Source organism: Streptomyces smaragdinus, assembly GCF_009604385.1.
Taxonomy (GTDB): Bacteria; Actinomycetota; Actinomycetes; order Streptomycetales; family Streptomycetaceae; genus Streptomyces; species Streptomyces smaragdinus.
On sequence record NZ_WEGJ01000039.1, the window covers coordinates 1 to 19,847 of the forward strand.

At 69.1% G+C, this 19,847-nt stretch carries 20 protein-coding genes; 7 read left to right on the plus strand and 13 right to left on the minus strand.

What is annotated here, in order from left to right:
* Positions 1–53 precede the first annotated feature (53 nt).
* Positions 54–668, minus strand: a complete 615-nt coding sequence (locus SRB5_RS29840; protein ID WP_153456579.1) for a hypothetical protein — start codon at positions 666–668, stop codon at positions 54–56.
* A gap of 278 nt (positions 669–946) precedes the next feature.
* Here SRB5_RS29840 and SRB5_RS29845 point away from each other — a divergent pair, with 278 nt between their 5' ends.
* Positions 947–1,996, plus strand: a complete 1,050-nt coding sequence (locus SRB5_RS29845) for an SGNH/GDSL hydrolase family protein (RefSeq protein ID WP_153456580.1) — start codon at positions 947–949, stop codon at positions 1,994–1,996.
* A gap of 32 nt (positions 1,997–2,028) precedes the next feature.
* Here SRB5_RS29845 and SRB5_RS29850 read toward each other — a convergent pair whose 3' ends face one another.
* Positions 2,029–2,727 carry an AraC family transcriptional regulator gene (locus SRB5_RS29850; RefSeq protein WP_323378717.1) on the minus strand — a complete coding sequence of 233 codons (699 nt, stop codon included), beginning with the start codon at positions 2,725–2,727 and terminating at the stop codon, positions 2,029–2,031.
* A 191-nt stretch (positions 2,728–2,918) separates the two neighbouring features.
* On the opposite strand from SRB5_RS29850, the gene SRB5_RS29855 reads away from it, so the two are divergent.
* Together SRB5_RS29855 and SRB5_RS29860 are read left to right on the plus strand one after the other, a co-directional pair.
* A complete protein-coding gene (locus SRB5_RS29855; protein ID WP_153456582.1) occupies positions 2,919–3,554 on the plus strand; it encodes a hypothetical protein in 636 nt (211 codons plus the stop codon).
* A 180-nt stretch (positions 3,555–3,734) separates the two neighbouring features.
* Positions 3,735–5,192: a hypothetical protein gene (locus SRB5_RS29860; protein ID WP_153456583.1), complete on the plus strand. Its 1,458-nt coding sequence runs from the start codon at positions 3,735–3,737 to the stop codon at positions 5,190–5,192.
* Positions 5,193–5,243: 51 nt separating this feature from the next.
* Here SRB5_RS29860 and SRB5_RS29865 read toward each other — a convergent pair whose 3' ends face one another.
* The 3 genes from SRB5_RS29865 to SRB5_RS29875 are packed head-to-tail and all read right to left on the minus strand — an operon-like array spanning position 5,244 to position 6,239.
* Positions 5,244–5,558: a DUF1048 domain-containing protein gene (locus SRB5_RS29865; RefSeq protein ID WP_153456584.1), complete on the minus strand. Its 315-nt coding sequence runs from the start codon at positions 5,556–5,558 to the stop codon at positions 5,244–5,246.
* Position 5,559: 1 nt separating this feature from the next.
* On the minus strand, positions 5,560–5,916 hold the full coding sequence (locus SRB5_RS29870) for a DUF1048 domain-containing protein (protein WP_153456585.1): 357 nt from the start codon (positions 5,914–5,916) through the stop codon (positions 5,560–5,562).
* On the minus strand, positions 5,913–6,239 hold the full coding sequence (locus SRB5_RS29875; protein WP_153456586.1) for a PadR family transcriptional regulator: 327 nt from the start codon (positions 6,237–6,239) through the stop codon (positions 5,913–5,915). The genes SRB5_RS29870 and SRB5_RS29875 overlap by 4 nt, the downstream gene beginning before the upstream one ends.
* 301 nt (positions 6,240–6,540) lie before the next feature.
* Here SRB5_RS29875 and SRB5_RS29880 point away from each other — a divergent pair, with 301 nt between their 5' ends.
* Entirely contained in the window at positions 6,541–7,110 is a 570-nt protein-coding gene (locus SRB5_RS29880; RefSeq protein ID WP_153456587.1) for a toll/interleukin-1 receptor domain-containing protein, read from the plus strand.
* On the opposite strand, the gene SRB5_RS29885 is transcribed toward SRB5_RS29880, so the two are convergent.
* The 5 genes from SRB5_RS29885 to SRB5_RS29905 form a co-directional block, all read right to left on the minus strand.
* Positions 7,094–8,911: an SPFH domain-containing protein gene (locus tag SRB5_RS29885; RefSeq protein WP_153456588.1), complete on the minus strand. Its 1,818-nt coding sequence runs from the start codon at positions 8,909–8,911 to the stop codon at positions 7,094–7,096. The genes SRB5_RS29880 and SRB5_RS29885 overlap by 17 nt on opposite strands.
* Positions 8,912–8,949: 38 nt before the next feature.
* The gene (locus SRB5_RS29890; RefSeq protein ID WP_153456589.1) at positions 8,950–10,401 is read right to left on the minus strand and encodes a TIR domain-containing protein; all 1,452 of its coding nucleotides are present in this window, start codon (positions 10,399–10,401) and stop codon (positions 8,950–8,952) included.
* A gap of 252 nt (positions 10,402–10,653) precedes the next feature.
* Positions 10,654–11,238 carry a hypothetical protein gene (locus SRB5_RS29895; RefSeq protein ID WP_153456590.1) on the minus strand — a complete coding sequence of 195 codons (585 nt, stop codon included), beginning with the start codon at positions 11,236–11,238 and terminating at the stop codon, positions 10,654–10,656.
* A 277-nt stretch (positions 11,239–11,515) separates the two neighbouring features.
* Complete coding sequence (locus tag SRB5_RS29900) at positions 11,516–11,737, minus strand: hypothetical protein (RefSeq protein WP_153456591.1); 222 nt, start codon at positions 11,735–11,737, stop codon at positions 11,516–11,518.
* A 14-nt stretch (positions 11,738–11,751) separates the two neighbouring features.
* A complete protein-coding gene (locus tag SRB5_RS29905) occupies positions 11,752–12,345 on the minus strand; it encodes a hypothetical protein (protein ID WP_153456592.1) in 594 nt (197 codons plus the stop codon).
* 526 nt (positions 12,346–12,871) lie between these two features.
* On the opposite strand from SRB5_RS29905, the gene SRB5_RS29910 reads away from it, so the two are divergent.
* From SRB5_RS29910 to SRB5_RS29920, 3 genes are read left to right on the plus strand one after another with little or no spacing between them, the layout of a single operon-like run.
* Complete coding sequence (locus tag SRB5_RS29910) at positions 12,872–13,309, plus strand: very short patch repair endonuclease (RefSeq protein ID WP_153456625.1); 438 nt, start codon at positions 12,872–12,874, stop codon at positions 13,307–13,309.
* On the plus strand, positions 13,306–14,316 hold the full coding sequence (locus SRB5_RS29915; protein WP_153456593.1) for a DNA cytosine methyltransferase: 1,011 nt from the start codon (positions 13,306–13,308) through the stop codon (positions 14,314–14,316). Before SRB5_RS29910 ends, SRB5_RS29915 begins: the two co-directional genes overlap by 4 nt.
* Complete coding sequence (locus SRB5_RS29920) at positions 14,313–15,539, plus strand: DNA cytosine methyltransferase (RefSeq protein WP_153456594.1); 1,227 nt, start codon at positions 14,313–14,315, stop codon at positions 15,537–15,539. Before SRB5_RS29915 ends, SRB5_RS29920 begins: the two co-directional genes overlap by 4 nt.
* A 1-nt stretch (position 15,540) precedes the next feature.
* Here the strand turns inward: SRB5_RS29920 and SRB5_RS29925 are convergent, their stop codons facing one another.
* The 3 genes from SRB5_RS29925 to SRB5_RS29935 are packed head-to-tail and all read right to left on the minus strand — an operon-like array spanning position 15,541 to position 19,553.
* Complete coding sequence (locus SRB5_RS29925) at positions 15,541–16,413, minus strand: DUF6339 family protein (RefSeq protein ID WP_323378718.1); 873 nt, start codon at positions 16,411–16,413, stop codon at positions 15,541–15,543.
* On the minus strand, positions 16,410–17,402 hold the full coding sequence (locus SRB5_RS29930; protein WP_153456595.1) for a hypothetical protein: 993 nt from the start codon (positions 17,400–17,402) through the stop codon (positions 16,410–16,412). The genes SRB5_RS29925 and SRB5_RS29930 overlap by 4 nt, the downstream gene beginning before the upstream one ends.
* 3 nt (positions 17,403–17,405) lie before the next feature.
* The gene (locus SRB5_RS29935; protein WP_153456596.1) at positions 17,406–19,553 is read right to left on the minus strand and encodes a helix-turn-helix domain-containing protein; all 2,148 of its coding nucleotides are present in this window, start codon (positions 19,551–19,553) and stop codon (positions 17,406–17,408) included.
* Positions 19,554–19,847: the final 294 nt, after the last annotated feature.

Consider the following 19,847-nt stretch of genomic DNA (forward strand, 5'->3'; position numbering starts at 1 on the left):
CCCACTGGCCGCACTGCTCGCCGAATACGGCGGCGTACGAACCACCTACGGCCTCAGCGCGTCAGCCGGCTCACGAGCCAGGCGCCGAGCTCCCCGCTGAGCAGCGCGCCGTCCGGGGCGCGGGCGCCGCGGATGCTGTCGTCGTAGTCGGGGTCCGCGAGCCGTCCCGTACCCCCGTCACCGGCGAGGCCCAGCCGCCGGGGACGCCGCGGCCAGCTCCCGACCTGGCGCAGGGCCTCGGCCTCGCCGTCGGTGGGGGTGGCCTGGTCGCAGGTGAAGAAGCTCCCGGTCTGATGGTCGATCATCTTGGCCTCCATGGCGGCAAGGGCGTACCGCGCGGCCAGCGCCCCGTCCCCCGTCCCTCCCACGGCGATCGGCGCGTCCCCGGTCCGCGAGGCGAGCGCCCGCTGCACGGCGGTCTGCGCCGTCAGATGCCGGTCGCCGAGCCGGGCGCCGGGAAGGAAGGAGACGAGGACGAGGTCCAGGCTCTGGTTGTAGAGCGCCTGCCGTAACGAGTACGCGGGGTGGTCGGCGCCGCTCTGGAGCGTGTGGAGATCGCCGCCCCGCGGCCCGACGAGCACGACGGGCCGGGCCAGGGACCGGTTGCCGGCCCCGAGGAAGACGCGGGCGAAGCCGTAGAGCAGATGCCAGTCCTCGGACGATGTCATGGTTCCTCCCCGATGTGGCCGGAAACGCGCGCTCAGCATCACGGCACCGGACCCCATGCAGAACCGTTTCCCCGTCGAGATCACCCAACCGAGTGACCCTCGCCCCGCAAACCCCCGACGGCGCACAAATGCCGGGCACCCGGGGCCAAAGATCTGACGAATTGGTCCGATCAGGGACGTCCGGGCCCAGTTTCCCGGCAGGCGGCCGACCACCGTGAATGATCTTGCTTGAGGCCCGGAGCCACGAACCGGGCGTTTCCCCAGTTCACGGAGGATTCATGCGACACCCTGTCTCCCGTCTGCGCGCGCGAGTGCTGGCCGCCGGGCTCGCCCTGGCGGCGGCCACGCTCGTGCCCACGGGCTCCGCCGGTGCGGCGGACGAGTACGAGTACGAGTGGGCCGCCCTCGGCGACTCGTACACCGCCGGTGTCTTCGTCGGCGACCCGCAGCCCGGGCTGGGCGATGTGGGGCGGGACGGCTGCGACCGTACGTCCGACGCGTACCCGTACCTCATCGAGAGGCGGCTCGCGGACTACCCGCCCGGCAGGCCCGTACGGCTGACGAACGTCAGCTGCGGGGCCGCCACCATCGCCGACGTGAGTACGGCGAAGCAGACGCCGATCAGCCCGGTCGAGCCGCCGGCAGGGGGCTGGGCGGAGGTGGATCAGCAGATCGAGCGCGCGAAGCTCAGCCAGCAGACCGATGTCGTCACCGTCGGAGTCGGCGGCAACAGCCTGCCCTTCGGGGAGATGCTGTTCAAATGCATCGAGCTGGGTCTCGGCGGACAGTCCTGCCGTGACTACTACACCAATCCCCCCGAGGGAGTGAAGAGCATCAAGGAGAGGCTTGCCCAGATCGAGGGCGAGTACATCGAGATGTTGGCCAACGTGCACACGGTCGCACCCTTCGCCAAGGTGATCACCGTCGGTTACCCGGCAATCCTGCCGCAGGACGCCGCCGACTGCGGCCAGAGCGACCTCACCGAACTCGGCCCGATCAGTCCCGCCGACATCGACTGGCTCCGCACCGACGTCCTCGAGGCACAGAACGCCACGATCCAGCGGGTCAGCGGCTTCTTCGGTGACCGCTACGCCGACGTCTACAGCTCCAGCGTGGGCCACGACGTCTGCCAGGCCCCGGACACCAAGTGGGTCGAGGGACTCTGCGGCGACGCGGCCGACTACTGGCCGTCCGAACTCCCCGGAGGCGTGTTCGACTGCGCCGCCGTCGACAAGCGCGCCACCCTCGTCCACCCGAACGCGGCGGGCCACGAGAACACCGCCCATCACGTCGAACGGGCCGTCCGCATCGCCCTCCTCGAACGCTGACCGCCCGCCGCTGACCCGGCCCGCCCGCCGGGTCAGCGGCTCCGCAGGGTGTCCGACGGCAGCTCCCCGAACTCCCGCCGGTAGTACTCCGCGAACCGCCCGTAGTTCGAGAACCCCCACCGCCCCGCGACCCGGCTGACGGTCACCCCGGGTCCCGCGACCAGCAGCTCCTCCCGCGCCCGCCGCAGACGCACCCGGCGCAGAAAGGCGGACGGCGTCGTCCGCCGATCCCGCCGGAACCCCAGCTGCAGGGCGCGCGTACTAAGGGAGACCGCGCGGGCGAGCTCCTCCACGGTGAACCGCGGATCACCGGCCCGCTCCTCGATGATGCCGACGGCACGGGTGATGACCGGGGAGGACGCCGCGTCCCGCAGCCGGGCTGAGTAGTTGTGGGGCCGGCGCTCGAGCAACTGCCCCAGCAGCGCCTGCTCGAGCGGCCACCGCACGGCCGGATCGCGCAGCAGCGTCCCGCCGCGCTCCATGTCCCGCACCAGCAGGACGACGATGCCCCACCACGCGTCGGCACCGGGATCCGTCCGGTCCGTACGGGGCTCGAAGCGGACGGGCTCGTCGACGGGCCGCCCCAGCATCGCCCGCAGTTGCCGCTCGAGCGCGTCACGCGGGATACGGAGCACGAGGTGCGGGCCGTCCTGGCGTACGAGGTGGAAGTCCTCCCGCGGTTCGACGTCGATACGTACCGGCGCCCCGTAATCCAGGCAGCACACCCTCACCCGCGGATCCCCCCGTCGCCGTCCGTTGCGCAAAGCGTACGCAGCGTGTTCGTCCAGTGGATAGCCGGAAACGGGCCGAAGCCTCACACTGGCCCTGCGTCGCCGGCCGAGTGCGGAGAACGGAGCCCGGGTGGCCGTCGCATCCGGCACAAGGACGACTGGGGGAGCCCATATTGAGCGTCGGACCCCCTGTGCCCGTTCCTCCCCGTGGAAGCGGCCACATCTGGCAGGTCGTCGGGGGTGTCACGGGAACGGTCGGAGTCGCTGTCGCCGTCATCTTCGGGCTGCTGCAGGCGAAGGCGGATTCGTCGGACGGGAAGACGGCCGCGAAGGAGAGCGCCGTGGCTTCCTCCGCCCCGGAGACCGAGCCGTCCGGCAGCCCCGCGGCGGAACCGGAGCCGACCGCGCCGCGGGAGCAGGAACCCGCCCGGCAGCCAGGGGAGTTCGACACGCAGGAGCTGACGGACAACGGGTGGGACACCGAGCCGGTGGAACTCGCGGTCACGGAAGGACCCGTCAATCTCGACTACGGGTTCACCGACGACGAACTGAACGACCTGAACCCGATCCGGACAGATGAGTACGACGCGACGTCCGCGTACTTCGAGCTCCAGAACGACGCCGTGATCGCCGGGGGAATTAACACGGACAGGGTGTTCAAGGCGGATCGCTGCACGCAGAACGCCGAGGGAGATCCGCAGAACCGGTGGGTTCCGGAGATCGACCAGATCTTCTGCATCAGGACCTCGGCCGGAACCCATTTCCTGATCCAGCGCAAACCACTGAGCAACGGCATCCGGTTCCGGATGTGGCGAGAGGCCGGCTGAGCCGAACCCGGATCCCTGAACGCGGCCACCATGGCCGGAAGAACAGGCAGATGGCGGTAAAGATCCACTCTGCCGCCCCCAAAGCCGACCAGCCGCCCACGCCCGGGTCCCGCAGGCGCCGGCGTCCGCACGGCGACCTACACTCCATCCGGTCATGCACATGATCGATTGGAGTGACGCATGAAGATGCGCACCAAAGTGCGGGCGGTGACCGCCGCACTGCTGGCCCTCGCCGCCCTCACGGCGACCGGCCCGGCGCAGGCGGCGGACCCGGACCCGGGGCTCGCGCTGAGCAACTTCGAGCTGAGGCCCATCAAGAACCGCGCGACCCTGCAGGACCGGGTCGCGACGATGAACCAGGAATTCGACAATATCGGCGTCAACGAGATCCTGCAGAACGCCAACAACACCGGCCGGTTCAGCAGCGGAGTCTGCAACGACGCCGCCACGGCCGGTACATCGACACCGCAGAACCTCGTCAGCTCCTTCTGCTTCGACACCGACGACAACGGCAACTCCAACTCGGAGTGGATCCCCCAGGGCGTGACCGGCGTCGGCGACGCGGACGCGGACATGACCTGGGGCGACGCCACGACGGGCTGGGATCCCGCCGCGCACAAGCCCCTGTTGGTCACCTGGTACAACAAGGACGACTGGAACGGCGACAAGGTCAACGACGACGTCGACGTAGACGGCACGAACACCGCGGTCAAGGGCGTACGGATCTCGTTCATCGACTCCGGCACCGGAAAGTACGCGCACGTACTGCTGGTGTACCCGTTCACCAACGACTCCGGGAACGCCAGCTGGATGGGCATGCGCACCACCCAGAAGTACGGCGCCGGCTCACTGCACGCCGGCGGCATCGTCTGGTACGGCTACAAGCTCTACGTCGCCGACACCAACCGCGGCTTCCGGGTCTTCGACCTCCGCGACATCATCGACCTCCAGGGAAATCTCCCCGAGGGCACGAGCTACGGCACGGACAAGACCGCCGTCGGCCGCCAGAGCGGCGTCTTCTACGCCCACGGCTACCGCTACATCCTCCCGGAGAGCGACGGCTGGACGAACGCCGGCTGCGACACCCTGGAGATGGTCCCCAGCCCGGTGTGCGACATGCAGGACGGCGACAAGACCTGCACCCGCTACGACGTGACCCCCCGCTTCAGCTCCGCCAGCCTGGACCGCAGCGCGAGCGTGCGCCATGTCGTCACCGGTGAGTGGTGCGCGCGGCCCAACACCACGGAGTACGCCACCGGCCGGGTCGTGCGCTGGCCGATGCTGGACGACGGCGGCCTGCCCAAGGTGTCCTCGGACGGACTCTGGAAGGGGGACGCCGCGTACCGGATCCCCTTCGACTACCGGCTTGACCCCAGTCTCAACGGCGGGATCCAGGGCGTGGCCTCGTACAACGGCACGTACTTCCTGAACCAGAGCCTGGGCACGACGTCCAACGGGGTGACGCAGGTGGCCCGGCCGAACAGCGACGGACGGCTGGAGACCCTGTACACCCTGCAGGGTGCCATCGGCCTCGAGGACCTCACCATCTGGCCCGACCGGGCCGACCCCATGTTCTGGACGGTCACCGAATACGGCGGCGCGCGCATGATGTACGGCATCAGGCCGACGCAGCCCTGAGCGACCACGACGGCCGCCTCCGCCCCGTACCCGGCGGCGGAGGCGGCCGGCTCAGTCCCCCGCCCCGCCGACAGCCTCCTGGTACGCCTCCGCATACGTGGGCGTGTCCTTGATCAGCCCGTCCGCGAACGCCGCCACATCCTCCCCGATCAGCTCCAGCACCCCCTTGCCCGAGGCCGCGCCCTCCTCGAAGAAGTCGACGATCCCGGGGAGCAGCGTCCCGTCGGTCAGCGCGACGGGGCCGACCTTGAACAGATACCGCTGCATCTCCTGGTAGACGATCCGGTAGTCCGGCGGCAGCGCCTTGACCCGGGCCACGTGCGCCCGCCACTGCTTCTTGCCCTCGATGATGTCGTGGATGCTCATGTCAGCCCTCCAGCCTGCTCAGCTTGCGTGCGACGTTCCTGTTCAGCTGCTCGCGCCACCGGTCGCGGTACGTCCGGGCCCCCTCGCCGCCGGCGAGCGCCGCCGTGAAGCCGGGGATGTCGTCGCCCAGCACCTCGCGCACGCTCAGGCCGTCCGCCGCGGTCTCCTCGAGCAGGGAGAGGGCGGAGTCGAGGATGGGCGTCAGATTGCGGCCGGTGAAGTTGCCGTGGGGGAAGGCGTGGGACACGATCTGGCCCCAGGCGGCCCGGTACTCGGGGGGCAGGGCCTCGGCCCGGGCTTCGAACGCCTTCCAGTCCCGGCTGAGATCGCTGCCGGTGATCTTCTCCCAGAAATTCATCGCACGCCCTCCCTGAGCTTGTCGATGCGGGTCGATACGTACTCCCACTTCGCCCAGAACGTCGCCAGCCGCGCCCGCCCTGCGTCGTTGAGCGTGTAGAACTTGCGCGGCGGCCCCGACTCGGACGGCCGCTTGGTGATCTGTACGAGGCCGTTGCGCTCCAGGCGCAGCAGGATCGTGTACACGGTCCCCTCGACAACGTCCCCGAAGCCGAGCTCGCCCAGCCGGCGGGTGATGGCGTAGCCGTAGGTCTCCTCGGCGCCGATGATCTGGAGCACGCACCCTTCGAGGGTGCCCTTGAGCATCTCGGTCAGGTCGTCCATCGCTGTCCCTCCTCTCAGTACTGTGTGGTACCGAGTACCACTATACAGTGTCACCGAGTAGTGGCAAGAGGGTTGATCGAAGGAGCCCTTGACCTGGGGATTTCCTAAGCCTGACCGGGATCGGGATCCGTTACGTCGAGCGCCCGCGCCCACCAGTCGGCCGGCGCGGGGGCGCCGGCGGAGTCGATGGTGATCGCGCCAAGCTTCAGGGCAAACCCGGTCATAGGGTCACGGTATCGGAACCCGCCCCCGGCCCCCGGAAGCCCCGCCGGGCCCGCAACCCCTCGCGTAGCCTGAGGGGATGAATGTGGCGGGGCTCGTGCTCACGGTCGTCGGGACGCTCGCCACCCTGGTCGGGACGTACATCGCCGTCCGCGAATACCGCCGCCGCCCCCGCGCCACCACCCCGTCGCCGGAGCCCGCGCCCGCGCCCGCGCCCGCCGACCCCCCGTACGACGTCTTCATCGCCTACGCCGACACCGACGCCCCCTGGGTCCGGGACTTCGCCGCCCGCCTCACCGCGCGCGGCGTGCGCGTGGCGTACGACGAGCTGCTGGCGCAGCCCGGCGGCGTCCGCGTGCACACCCTCGAGCGCGCCATCCGCGACGCCGCGCACGGGCTGCTCGTCTTCGGCCCCGGCGTGCGGGACGACGGGTGGGTGCGCCGGGAGTACGCCGCGCTGATGCGCCGGTCCCTGGAGAACGAGGCGCAGCGCTTCGTCCCCGTACTCATCGGCGACCCCGGCGAGCCCCTGGACCTGCCGGAGTTCGCCGAGGTCCTCTACCCGGCGGACTTCCGCGGCGCCGACGACGCCGCGTACGACCGGCTCTGCGAGCAGATCACCCGCGCGGTGCTCACGAATCGGGCGTAGCGTCCCCCGCCTCCAGCTCATCCTTCCGCGGCCCGGCCTCCAGCTCCCCGGACTGCTCCCGCCGCACCCCGGCGATGACGTCCTGGATCCGCTGCCACGGCATGAACTGCCCCATCATCGCCGCATCCCCGGAGATGACCTCGGGCACCCGCATGTCCTTGACCTCCGCCAGCAGCGCCTGGACCGACGCCACCTCGGGCCCGAGCAGATTCGCCAGGGCCTCCAGCTCCGCGACGGCCAGCCCGCGTTCCTCCCGCTCGACGGCGATCTCGATCCGCCGGATCTGGGCGTGGATCTGGGCGCTCTTGACCTCCTCCTCCAGCGTCCGCCGCCGGTGCGCCTCGGTCATCGGCAGCCGGCGGATGCGGTCCAGCTCGGTGTCCTGCGCGACGGACAGCCCGACGAGGGTGTCGGAGACGGTGATGCCCCACTCGGCCACGTTCTGCCGGACGCGGCCGGCGAGCTCGGCGCGGATCTCGTCCTGCTGCGTGAGGTAGTCCTCCACCGTGGCCGAGGCCGCGACCTGCGTGAGATAGCTCTCGACCGTGCCGCCCAGCACCCGCTCGACGAACCGCTGCACCGGACGCGGGTCGATGACCAGCCCGCCGAGCCCGTCCCGGGAGACCTCCCCGCCGAACTGGCTGACCAGCCGCGGCGCGGCGGAGGCCGGGATCTGCAGGGTCTGCGTGACGTTGACCTTCAGCTGGAAGCCCTGGATGTTGATGACCAGCTGCTCCAGCTCCGCGTCGTAGTTGTCGGCCTCGGTGGGCGTCTTCTCCTTCCACTCCAGCGTCAGCAGCCGCGTCGGGATCAGCACGATCCGCGCGAACCACGGGTTCAGCGCATACACCCCGCCCTGCCGCAGCGTCTCCTGCTGCACCCCGCGCCAGCCGTGCCCGTCGAGGAACTTCCACGGCAGCCGGTAGTTGCTGTGCCCGTGCACCACCGGCCCGATGACGTCGTCCTCCGGCGGCGGCTCGATGCCGTGCAGCGTGACGACGACACCCACGTAACCCACCGGGATGTTGACGTGCCGCAGATGGGCCGGGGTGAGCCCGTCCTGCCGCCCGGGCCCGACGGTCGCCGTGGTCAGGACCTCGAAGAGGTCGGGATGGATGTCGTACGAGGCACCCCCGCCCAGCACCGCCAGCTGCCGCCCCTGCTCCCCGCCGCCCAGCAGGAACGCGTCCCCGTCCTGGAAGACGTCGCACTCCACGTACCGCCCGAACGGCTGGTCCGGCGGCCGCAGCCGCCCCACCTTGGCCCGTACGAGCCCCACCGTCCCGTCCGGCACATGCGTACGGGGCGCGAAATCGACCCGGAACAGCTCCGGGTTGATGTAGTACGAGGCGTCGCCCGGCAGCGTCGCCAGCTGCCTGCCCTGCTCCCCCTCGCCCAGCAGGAACGCCACCCCGTTCTGGAAGTTGTCGCACTCCACCCGCCGGCTGAGCAGCCGCCCCGCCGGCCGCGGCGCCCCGTCCAGCGCCGTGACCAGCCCGATCATCCCGGGCGGGATGCTGACCCGGGGCGCCAGGTCGACGCTGTACACACCAGGCATCAGCCAGTGCCGCACCCCGGGCGTCAGACACCGCGCCTGGATCCCGCGCGAGTTGTCCGGCACCACGCGCTTGAACCGGGGGTCCGACGGATTGCCCCCGATCCGCCGGCGCACCACGCCGACCATGTCCCCGGGGATCACCACGAAGCCGAGCCGCCGCGCGAGCCCGCTCTCCGGATACACGACCGCCACCCCGCCGACCGCGCCGGCCGCCACGAGCAGCACGATCACCAGCACCACCATGCACCCTCACCTCCTCCCGGCGCGTGCCCTGCCCACGCCTACGTGTGCCGCCGGTCCGCCAGCCGCTGATGGATCGCCCGCACGGTCAGCGACCACTGGTCGTGCCAGTCCTTCTGCGCCTCGTTCTGCGGGCTGCGCAGCGTCGGGAAGAACGCCGGGTGGTCCTCCGGTGCGCAGGCCGCGGCGCGTACGAACGTCTCGTAGCGCGGAGAGGCCGCGTGCGGCGCGTCCGTCCACCCGTACGCCACGGCGAGCGCGGCGAACGCCCGGTGCCCGCGCCCCTCCGGGCGTGCCCGGCGCGTCTGCGCCCGAAACCCGTGCAGCCCGCCCCGCTCCGATACGGGCAGCAGTCCCGCCCAGGCCGTGTCGACGGCGTCGAGGAACGCGTCCGGCAGGGCCCGTCTCGCGTCCTCGTCCGTGGGGCGGATGAAGCCGAACTCGTGCCGCCCGGCCTCCCGCAGCAGCAGCGCCGTCGTCAGTACGTCGGCCTGCTCCACCTCGCCCGCGGCGAGCAGCGCGGAGAGCGTGGCGAGCGAGGCGTCGACGGGCGGGGGCACTGACTTCCGCCGCTCCGGCCAGGGCGGCGGGGTGTCGGCGCGGAGGCCGCCCCCGGACGGCTCGAGGAGCCGCCGCAGCTGCCGCAGCTCGGCCGGGCCCGGCAGCGCGCCGCCGCGCGCGTCGAAGTACCAGCTGCTGGCCAGCAGATAATGCCGCTCACCGCGCAGCAGTACGGGGAAGAACGGCCGCCCCAGCCGCTGCCCCTCCAGAATGTCCCGGCTCACGTCCTGCGCCGCCTGCGCCTCGGGCGACATCACCACGACCACGGCCACCGCACTGGCGAGCTGCCGCCGAATCGCCCACACCCAGTCATCACCCCAGGTCAGCCGCCCGGCCGTCCACACGGGCAACCCCGCGTCGGCCAACTGCCGCCCCAGCCCGCGCGCGTACTCCAGATCCTCACGCGCGTGACAGATCACCACGCTCGGCTCGGCCGGCCCGGTCAGCGGCCGCGCCGCCCCGCCCCGTACAACGCCCAGATCATCCTGTACGTCCTCGACCCTCCGCAGCAGCTCCTCCGGCGGCTGCTCGCCCCGGACGATCCGCGCGAGCAACGCCACCCGGTCCTCGAAGGCGTCCCCCTCGGCAGGCAGCCGCCGAAAGTCCATCGGAAGCCGGGTCGCGGCGAACGGCGGCGGCCCGGCATCCCCCAACAACACGGGCACCAGCCGCAGATCCCGCCCGGCGGAAGCCTGGAAGAGCGCCGCGTACTCCTGACGCAGCCACGCCTGGGCCATCGCGGCAGGGCTGAACACGACAAGCCCGGTACTCGCCGACCGAATGGCGTCCTCGACCTCGTGGACCACCACACTTCCCGGCAGCAACCGATGCCGGTCCTTCAACGCGCTCACCCCATGGGCACGAAGCCGCTCGGTGAGCACACCGACCCACTCGGCATCCTCCGCCGCGTACGCCACATAGGCGTCGGCCATCCCCCGTCTCCTTTCCCGCCGGATCCGACGAGCTCCGGCGGTCCCACGACGCCCGTTCGGGCTGTAGCACGACGAACGCATGGTGTAACCGAGGTTACCGGTCACGGAGCGTCAGCGGGAGCGGCCTGTGCACAAGTTCTGCGGTTGGCCGGATGGTTGAGGGGGGACTGGCCGGACGCCGCCCCTTTCTGGTGCTGGGCGGGCGGGGTTTGGGCGTCGCGGGTCTAGCCGGTGCTCCGCGCTTTTGCGTGGTCAGCTCGGCAGAAGACTCTCACCGGTCACGAACCCTCCGGTATCGCCCAGCTCGAAAGCCTTGAAGCATACGGTCCGGCCGGCACCGCAGATCTCCGGGACTGAGGAGATCATGTTCTCCGGGGGTCCGTACGTCAGGAAGGTGAACACGCTGCCCGAGGGGAACCTCATCGCGGCTTCCTGCAGCGGAGGCGCGTCTTCCAGCGCGCCGCCCGCGAAGGCGAAGGGGCCGCTGACGTTCTCGACGATGGCGCCGTAGAGAACTATCTCGGGTGTCACGGCCGAGTCGTCGCGGTTGTACGTGGACAGGAAACCCACGTGCACGTAGCCCTGTGGCATCCGCCACTTCGCGAGCGCGTGGCACGCCTGCTGAGCCCAGCTCGCGCGAATCTTCATGTGGCAGTAGGTGTTGGGGTCGGGCATCCAGACGACATCGCCTGTACCGAGCTGCGGGAAGCGCCGGACGACTGCTACGTCGGAGATGGCCGGAGCATCCAGCGTGTCGGACGTCGACTCCAGGGTCTCCCTGAACCTCTCGACCAGCTTCCCATCCCGTGCGGTGAACCCCGCCCCGCTGACAGGCATGGCGGGAGCACGCTCGGGGAACCCGGCGGAGGAGCTGGAGGTCGATAAGGAAGAGGGGTGGGACCGGGACGGAGAAGAACTCTCCGTACAACCGGTCGCCACCAACAGCAGCACGCCGACACACGAAAGAAGCCCAAGCTTCATCGTTCACCCCCCGGTTGATGGGGAGCGTAGCCGAGCTTCCGCGTCGCGGCCACGACGACGACTCGGACGTCCCGGAGACAGCGCCCGCCACGGCGGAGAGGGCAAGCGGATCGCCCACCCCAACCGCAGCGACCTACCCGCGCCGAGCCCGATACGCGATCCCGACGCACCCCACCGCCGCGACGGCGAACACGATCCGGCTGTAGAGAGCGTCCGACCACCCGCCCACCCAGCTCTGCGGCAGCAGCGACAGCGCTACGGGTACGACGAACGCGGCCCCCATGAGCGCGCCGAAGACGACCACGGCCCACCGCAGGACGCGAGCGCCCCGCACGCCGAAAAACTGCTGCCCCATGCTGCCCGCCTGCCCTACTTGACGATGTTGTGGCACTGCACGGCCCGAACCTGGTTGCCTGCGTAGAAGGCGGCACAGGCCTTGCCGTAGTGCTTCAACGTCTTCTTCCTCTTGTCGACACGGCCGATGGAGGTCAAGCCTCCGCACGAGTGGTGCATCGGCCCCTTGACGATCCGATAGGTCCGCCCCGCCGTATCGGCGTACCGCCAGTCGATCCGCCAGTTGCACCACTTCCCCCCGGCGGTGTCGCCGCCGAAGGTGTCCTGCACGGAGGCCTCTTCGCGGGTGATCGTCCGCCCGGATCCCCTGATGAAGTGACCGAGGGTGGTGGTGGGCAGGCAGAGATTGTGCCCGCCGGCCTCGTAACAGAACTTGTCGACCTTGGCGTATCCCACGGCGCTCGCATCGGCTGGAGAAGCGAAGGTCAATGCCATGACGACAGCCGCACATCCGGCCGTCATGCCCCGCCAGGTCTTCGTGATCACGTTCATCGCCACTCTCCGTCCGCGTCCCCCGCCCTCGTTGTCGAGGGCGTTGCACTCGGGGCAGGAGGTGCCCCGCGCGATCGGTCGCATGCGGACCGTGACGGATTGGATACGTATGGTCATGCGTTGGAGTGAAGAGGAAACGCTTCTGTCTCGGGCTTGTCCCGGGGTGTCGATCGGGAGGTCGTCGGCGAAGACGTTCGTAATGGGGTCGTTCGCCCCATGGTGGTGAGTCGCGCCCTTCCCGTACAACCTTTACACCTCATGATGGATCAGTTGAAGTAGTAACCACCTGTATGTCTCAGCCTTCCCTCCTGTTACACGCGCCACAAAGGTCTTCAGAAGCAGTGATCAACGCACCCGACAGCCAGGACGACTGGCAGTTCGACGTTCCTACGACCGGTGCCAAGCGTCTGCCGCCCGATTCTGGCTACGGCAAGGCCCAGTCATTGAGCCCGACACCGTGGTCAACACGGACGGTTCGATCTCCCACGAGAGCGTCCCTGGTTCCTCCGGCCTCGTCGGTGCGGCAGGGCGGGAGCCTGGTGCGGTTCGCGACGATCGACTCGAGCCGTCGCGCGATCGTGGAGCGGGACGGCCGATGACGGTGGGCCGTCATGACGGGGCATACTCGTCCCCCGTGACCGCAATGAAGCCGTCTTCCCCGTCCGTCTCCTCCCGCATGTCACGACAGGCGTCCCGTGACACGAAGCCCGAGACCGCCGTCCGCAAGATTCTCTTCGCCGCCGGACGGCGGTATCGGCTGAACGTGAAGGTCCCGGGGATGTCGAGGCGAACGATCGACATCGCGTTCACCCGCGCCAAGGTCGCGGTCTTCATGGACGGCTGCTTCTGGCATGGTTGTCCCGAGCACGCCACGCAACCGAAATCGAACGCAGCGTGGTGGCGGGAGAAGCTGGACAAGAACATGACGCGGGACACGGAGACGAACGCGCACCTCACGGCGGCAGGCTGGACCGTGCTGCGGTTCTGGGAGCACGAGGAGCCGGCGGAGGTGGCGGTCAAGGTGGCGGCGGCAGTCGACGCGAAGGCGCGGAAGGCCAGGGGGAACGGGGTGCGGTTATGAGCGGGCTGCGGTTCGTGGAGGTGTGTGCGGGGGCCGGCGGGCTGGCACTCGGTCTGGAGCAGGCGGGGTTCACGCCGGTGCTTCTCCTCGACAAGAAACCCGTGGCGTGTGCGACGCTGATCACCAATCGGCCGGATTGGCCTGTCCTGGAGGCTGACCTCCACACGTTCAACCCGGTGATCGAATACGAGGAAGCCCTTGACGTCGATCTGCTGGCGGCCGGTCTGCCGCGGGTGAAGTCGTCGGCAACGGTGGGGCGTTCCGACGACGACACGGAGCGGAGACTGCTGCGGGACACGATCCAGTTGCTACATGCGATCCAGCCCCGGGCCCTGCTGATCGAGAACGTGCCCGACCTGGTGGCCTCACCGGCGTTCGCTGATGTGAGGTCGGAGGTCGAGACCGAGCTGGAGCACCTCGGCTACGGCTTCTCCTGGTTCGTGCTCAATGCCGCGGACTTCGGCGTCCCCCAGGAGCGGAAGCAGGGGATGCTCGTCGCGCTGAAGTCGCCGTGGTTCGGCAGCTTCGAGCCGCCCCGGGCAACGGTGAAGCGGCACAGAACGGTGGGGGAAGCCCTGCGCGACTCCATGGCCTCACGTGGCTGGGAGGGTGCGGATCGATGGGCAGAGCAGGCTCAGGAGGTCGCGCCCACGCTGGTGGGTGGCTCCGACAACCACGGAGGAGCGGACCTTGGTCCGACCGGCACGAAACGCAAGTGGGCGCGGATGGGTGTGAACAGCGTCTCACTGGCCGACGAGCCTCCCGGGCCGGAGTTCGCCTGGGAGCCGGAGGCGGAGCACCACAGCATGGTGAGGCTCACCGTGGATCAGACGGCGATCCTCCAGGCCTTCCCTCCGGAGTGGCGGATCGTCGGCAAGAAAACCGCTCGCTACCGGCAGATCGGACACGCCTCGCCACCGCCGGTGGGGCGCGCCCTGGGGGTGGCTCTGCGTTTGGCATTGGACGGGACGACACCACCCGTCGCCGGCTACACTTCAGCCACATGACCAGCACGGAAGCCCACCCAGTCGCGCCCGACGACTATCACGTCCTTGATCTTTTCGCGGGCCCTGGAGGGCTGGACGTCGCCGCTCACTTTCTCGGAGTGGAGAGCCTCGGGCTGGAGTGGGACCAGAGTGCCTGCGAGACCCGCTACGCCGCAGGACTGCCGACGTTCCACGCCGATGTGAGCGCCTTTCGCGAGGAACGGTTCCACGAGATCCCCGAAACGATCAACGTGCTGGCCGGCGGGCCGCCGTGTCAGACGTATTCCGTGGCGGGCAGCGGCACCGGGCGCAAGGATCTCGACCGGGTCAAAGGCTTCATCGATCTCATCGTTGCCGGCAAGCCGGACGATGAGATCGATGCGGAGCTCGAGCGGCTGAGTCCTGATGATCGCCGAACCGGGCTGGTCCTCGAACCACTGCGATGGTTGATCAAGTCGATCAACGTTCGGGGTCCTGAGTCGATCAAAGCGATTGTGCTGGAACAGGTGCCTGCGGTGGAGCCGGTGTGGCACGCGTACGCGGACGTCCTCGAGGGCGGTGGCCTGCCTCACGGGGTTACGTACAGCGTGCAGGTCGGCACCCTTCGCACCGAGGAATACGGTGTCCCGCAGACCAGGAAGCGCGCTGTGCTCATCGCCCGGCTCGTGGGCTCCGGAGGGGTCGAGCTCCCGAAGCCGACGCACCACCGCTTCACGCGGAAGAACGCCGACGAATCCGAATCGGACGCCACTCTGCCGATGGAGATCGGGGCCGAGGGAGACGACGCGAAGAAGGCGTACCGCACCATGGGCGAGGCGCTGGCAGCCTCACGTACGGGGAACTTCACCCTGGTGTCGAACTACGGGCAGGGCGGGGACCCGAAGAAGCGCGGACGCCGAACGGCGGCACAACCGGCCTTCACCGTCACGGGCAAGGCATCCCGGAACGTGCTTCTTCCGGACGGCGACGAGACGCGCCGCTCCAATCTGACGATTCCCGAGGCCGGGATACTCCAGACCTTCCCCGCCAACTATCCCTGGAGCGGCGGGGACAAGTCCCAACAGGTCGGCAACGCCGTGCCACCGCTGTTCGGCATGCATGTGATCAATGCGGCCCTGGGGTTGGGGCGCGAGACGATGCCCGAGACCCTTCCCCTGTGGACCAGCGCGTCGTCGGAAGAGACGAAACGCCTTCGGGATCTCGGGTGCGGGGACGAGAGCCGCTGCCCCGGCAAGCCGTCCTGATTCAGACGCGCCCCTCCGTGTCCCGACCGCGCACGGGCGCGGTCTCGAAGAAGTCCGTGAAGTGTCCGACGAGCGTGGCCACGGATTCCTTCGGAACCGGTTCCTCGTCCGGGCCGTCGGGCAGGTGGCGTCGGGACACCGGCGGCGCAGTCGTTGCGTCCTCGATCCACTGACGCAGCGGTTCCGGGTCGCGTGGTACATCCGGTGCCAGCGCGTCGTACAGCAGTGTTGCTCCTGCCGCGTTGATCGCGACGGAGAGCCCGTTGATCTCGCGGCCGGTGGAGACGACACCGGCCTCCAGGAGCCGTACGACTGCCTGCGCCGACGGTCGGTGGTCGATCCAGGTGCTTCTGAGCACCGTGTGGACAAGGTCCTGGTTGCCGAAGGCCGTGACCACCGGGCTGTAGTCGTTGCCGTCACGGAATATCTCCGCGGCCCACCACAGGCGGGAGAAACACTGCCTGTCCAGGGGGCCCCGGAACCGTTCCGGAGCAGTCCTGGGCTCCGATTTGTTGGGCAGATGTCGCCAGACGACGTAGTCCGGTGCGACGGCCAGCGCGATGTGGTTCCACAGGCGTCGGTCGGCGGCCTCGCGGCGGGTCATTCGCAGGGAGGCGTGGAGCCGGGGCGCGAGCCAGGCATCCGCCTGCGTGCGGTTCCCGGCGAATTCGTGCATGGCGTCATCGACGAGATCGCGGATGGGATCGACCCGCCACCTGGGGTCTTCCTCGGGCAGCGGGTCGACGACCTTGGCCAGGTCCACGCCTTGATGACCCCGGATCCCCTGCAGGAGTTCCTCCCTCAGGAACGGGTCTGCAGCGGTGCCGGCCAGGAACCCGAGTCGCGCGGGGATGTGGGACGGCTTCTCGATCACGATTCGGTCCCCTGATTCATCTGAACGAGTCCGCGAAGGATTCCGGCGAGGGACTTCGTGACCTCGGCGCGGCGGATCGCCGCGAAATGGATGCGAGTCTGGAGTTCCACCCATCCCGCATCCCCCGTGCGGCGACGGTGGACCGTGCGCAGAGCTTCCTCGACATGCACGTCCGGTACCACGTACGGCAGCATCTCCCGCAGAACCTCGCCCTGCCAATCGGTGGGGAAGACCGGTGAACCGTCGGGCTCGATCTCCAGATCACCCACGGCGCTGTGGAAGACGGCTGTCCAGACGTCGGTGGCCATCTGCGTGACCAACAGCTCGTGGACCTTGTTCTCGATCCCGCCGCTTCGGCTGCCCAGCAACTCGGCGAGGCCTTCCACGGCGCTGTTCACGTACACCGTCGGGACACGCCCCGAGGCGTCCACGATCCAGGGCGCGTCGGCGTAGGGGCGCAGCCACTCGCGGGAACTCTTGCGGAAGTCCACCTGCTGGATGTCGAGTGCCAGACCGCGGAGGGGTTCGTTCGCCATGGCGTCGACGACCCATGGGGTGTCGGTTTCGGCGATGGATCGCCCTGCGACGTCGTCCACGGTCGCCACGGCGTACACCTCGAGCGAGGCTCGACCGACGTGGTCGTCCCGAAGCACGTCGATGTCGCCGATCCAGTCCTTGCTCTCGGGCGCCGACTGCCGCAGGCGTGCCGAGGTGCGGACGTTGGTCTCGCCGTCGCTGAGTACCGCGAGCACCCGTACGTCGCTCCAAGGCGCGTCGGCGGCAGTGGAACCGGGAGGCAGGGTGGCGGACAGTCCGATTCGTGCGCTTACCCAGGCGTCTCCGGCGACGCCGAGTGCCACGGTCTGCTGCTGCGTCGAGAACGCCGATATGTCGAGGGGATCCCGGGTGCCGTCGGGAAGCCTGAGCGAGACGGACGTGACTCGGAGCGCGATCGGACGATTCAGCCGCTTGTAGGGGTAGATCTTCATTTCTCAGTCCCCCTTCTCGGCACGGAGCTCGAGCACGAGGCGGGTGAGCGTCGTACGTACGGGATGACTCTCGACGTCGGTCGAGCCACGGAAGGTCGCCCGCCCGACTCCTGGGACGAACCGGAGGACCCCGTCCTCCACCTCGCAGCCGTCCACGGCCTCCAGCTCCGCCCAAGCGAGCCTCGGACGTGGCCCCGACCGCACGTCCAGTTCGGCGACAGGTCGCATTGCGGGCAGCTCCACACCACGAGGGAGCTTCACTTCCGCGGTGACTCGCCATTCGCCGGCCGGGCCGATCTCGGCGGACAACTCCTGGAGGTCTGGTCTTCCCGTTCCGGTACGTACTCGGCTTCCCGCTGCCGGGCTCTGCTTCAGGACGAGTGCCTTCCCGAGCTTCTCGCCGCCGGGCCGGCGGCCGGCGCTCTTCGGGCGAGCGGCCAGATCCTTGACGGCGCTGTTGACCTCCGTGGTCAGCCTGTTGATGCGTCGAAACGCGGAGTGCGACCACCGCAGGGTCAGCTCATCGGTCTGCCCCCATCGGTCGTGCTCGGGTGGTTCCGCGGCACGCAGGAACTCCTCGGCCTCGTTCACGAAGGGCACGGAATCCCCCACGGCCCGGCCGACGAGAAGTACGGCCTGGAAGGGGTCGGTGCCCAGCGGCAGGTTGGGTACCCGAGCCTTCTTGACGGTCATGAGGTTGCCGCGCATGTAGTGAACCTGGTTCAGCTCCTCTTCCGACTCCTCGGCGGCAGTGATCAGCACGAGGGCCTGGTGGCGGCCGTGCGTGCCTCGGCCCCCTCCGGACAGGGGGAGGTCGAGTGGGACGAAGCGGTGGGCGACCTGGCCCGACTCGGTGAGCCGTTCCACTGTCGTTCCCTCGAAATGTGCGCGTAGAGCGCGGGTCCGGGAGGGTTCCTCATTCGCCGGATCGACCCGTTCCTCCTCGAGGACGATCTCGTCGTTGCGGAGAGTACGCACGGAAGTCTCGAGGAGCGGCTCCCGGTTTCCGCCTCCGGTCATGGCAGCCCAGAAATCACGTCCCAGGGCTGCGACCAGTCGTCGATGCATGGCCCGGATATCGCGGGTGTCGTCGCCGTTCTCCTCGGAGTCGCTCTTCCCGCCATCGGCGTCATCGTCGGCGAGGCCGGCCACGTCCTGCGCGCCGACGATGAGGAACGACGTGCCCGGGTCGTCACCGTCTCGGGTCAGGTGAAGACTCGCCACTGTCTCCGGGTTTGCCCAGAACGAACGCGTCACCTCGGCGGCGGGAGACTCGGGATCGGGGCGACCGAACCAGGCGGGTCCGGCGCAGGTCCGGCCGTCCACCGTGCGCCAGGGAAGCTCGAGTCGTCCGATGACGCGACGCTCGGTCCGTCCTTCGTGCGGTTCGGACAGGGTGGAGTTGATCAGAACGAGGCCCAGCGCGCTGGTTGCCCACAAGGTCGCCTTGCCGAGGCCGTACGAACCGCCGGCCGAGCTGCCGGACTTCAGGCTTTCCAGCTGACGACGGACCACGGCAGCGAACCGGCCGTCGTCGTAGTCGTCCCCGGTGAGTCCGGATGCGTTGTAGTCGTCGACCCGGAGCAGGACCAGACGCCCGTTCTCGAACATGTCACGCACACCAGCGTCGATGACCCGGCCGACCTTCTGATGCGCGGCGTTCGCGGACACGGCCGCGTAGTGCGGCTGCAGTTCGTCCCAGAGAATCGCCTGCCGGAAGGCGGCCAGCTTCTCGCCGGTCAGCTCGTGGATGGTGTAGCGCACTCGGACGGGGCGGCCGTTCTCGCGGATCCGTTCGTCGAGGCTGTTCTGGCACGTTTCCCGGGCCAGTACCTGGACGTCGGGTTCGAAGGCGAAGGCCGCGGCGTTGCCGCCGTCCCGGCCGCCGTCCGGGTACCCGGGGCGGTGGTACCAGGTGACCGGCAGGCCGGCCTGGGTGTCGGTGGTCCGGGAGTGCACGGTTCCGATATCGGTCCCGAGAGCCCTGGCGATCTCCTGCATCACAGTCGGACGCGGGATGGATCGCTTGGTGATCCATGCGGAGACCGCGGCTCGGGTGAGTCCCAGCTCCTCGGCCAGCTCGGCCTGACTCTTTCCCGTGAGCTTGAGCTGTCGGGCCAGCCAGGGCCCGAACTCCTCACCGGTTTCCATGTGCCACCTGGCCTTCTCCCTGGGCTGTGAGTGCCCTGCACACCTGACGCGACCAGGCTAATTTGACGCAACTCCTCTGGTCAACTGTGGATTGACATCATCAATGGCGAGCGCCAGCGATGCCTGCCTGTCCGACTTGGTGTGTTTGGTCCTATTTTTGCCTCAATGAACCTTACGACATTGTGTTTCTGTCGAGAAATCGATGATTCCGTTTCTGGTGTCAACGTGCCTGGTGAATGGGGGGCTTGACCGAACTCAAGGTCGTCGCTACTGTGTTCGGCGACGGTATTTCCC

What these genes read in the sequence shown, in the direction of transcription:
- SRB5_RS29840 (WP_153456579.1), bottom strand. Translation starts at nt 668, where the DNA reads ATGACATCGTCCGAGGACTGGCATCTGCTCTACGGCTTCGCCCGCGTC.
- SRB5_RS29845 (WP_153456580.1), top strand. Translation starts at nt 947, where the DNA reads ATGCGACACCCTGTCTCCCGTCTGCGCGCGCGAGTGCTGGCCGCCGGG.
- SRB5_RS29860 (WP_153456583.1), top strand. Translation starts at nt 3,735, where the DNA reads ATGAAGATGCGCACCAAAGTGCGGGCGGTGACCGCCGCACTGCTGGCC.
- SRB5_RS29865 (WP_153456584.1), bottom strand. Translation starts at nt 5,558, where the DNA reads ATGAGCATCCACGACATCATCGAGGGCAAGAAGCAGTGGCGGGCGCAC.
- SRB5_RS29870 (WP_153456585.1), bottom strand. Translation starts at nt 5,916, where the DNA reads ATGAATTTCTGGGAGAAGATCACCGGCAGCGATCTCAGCCGGGACTGG.
- SRB5_RS29875 (WP_153456586.1), bottom strand. Translation starts at nt 6,239, where the DNA reads ATGGACGACCTGACCGAGATGCTCAAGGGCACCCTCGAAGGGTGCGTG.
- SRB5_RS29880 (WP_153456587.1), top strand. Translation starts at nt 6,541, where the DNA reads ATGAATGTGGCGGGGCTCGTGCTCACGGTCGTCGGGACGCTCGCCACC.
- SRB5_RS29885 (WP_153456588.1), bottom strand. Translation starts at nt 8,911, where the DNA reads ATGGTGGTGCTGGTGATCGTGCTGCTCGTGGCGGCCGGCGCGGTCGGC.
- SRB5_RS29890 (WP_153456589.1), bottom strand. Translation starts at nt 10,401, where the DNA reads ATGGCCGACGCCTATGTGGCGTACGCGGCGGAGGATGCCGAGTGGGTC.
- SRB5_RS29895 (WP_153456590.1), bottom strand. Translation starts at nt 11,238, where the DNA reads ATGCCTGTCAGCGGGGCGGGGTTCACCGCACGGGATGGGAAGCTGGTC.
- SRB5_RS29900 (WP_153456591.1), bottom strand. Translation starts at nt 11,737, where the DNA reads ATGGGGCAGCAGTTTTTCGGCGTGCGGGGCGCTCGCGTCCTGCGGTGG.
- SRB5_RS29905 (WP_153456592.1), bottom strand. Translation starts at nt 12,345, where the DNA reads ATGACCATACGTATCCAATCCGTCACGGTCCGCATGCGACCGATCGCG.
- SRB5_RS29910 (WP_153456625.1), top strand. Translation starts at nt 12,872, where the DNA reads ATGAAGCCGTCTTCCCCGTCCGTCTCCTCCCGCATGTCACGACAGGCG.
- SRB5_RS29915 (WP_153456593.1), top strand. Translation starts at nt 13,306, where the DNA reads ATGAGCGGGCTGCGGTTCGTGGAGGTGTGTGCGGGGGCCGGCGGGCTG.
- SRB5_RS29920 (WP_153456594.1), top strand. Translation starts at nt 14,313, where the DNA reads ATGACCAGCACGGAAGCCCACCCAGTCGCGCCCGACGACTATCACGTC.
- SRB5_RS29930 (WP_153456595.1), bottom strand. Translation starts at nt 17,402, where the DNA reads ATGAAGATCTACCCCTACAAGCGGCTGAATCGTCCGATCGCGCTCCGA.
- SRB5_RS29935 (WP_153456596.1), bottom strand. Translation starts at nt 19,553, where the DNA reads ATGGAAACCGGTGAGGAGTTCGGGCCCTGGCTGGCCCGACAGCTCAAG.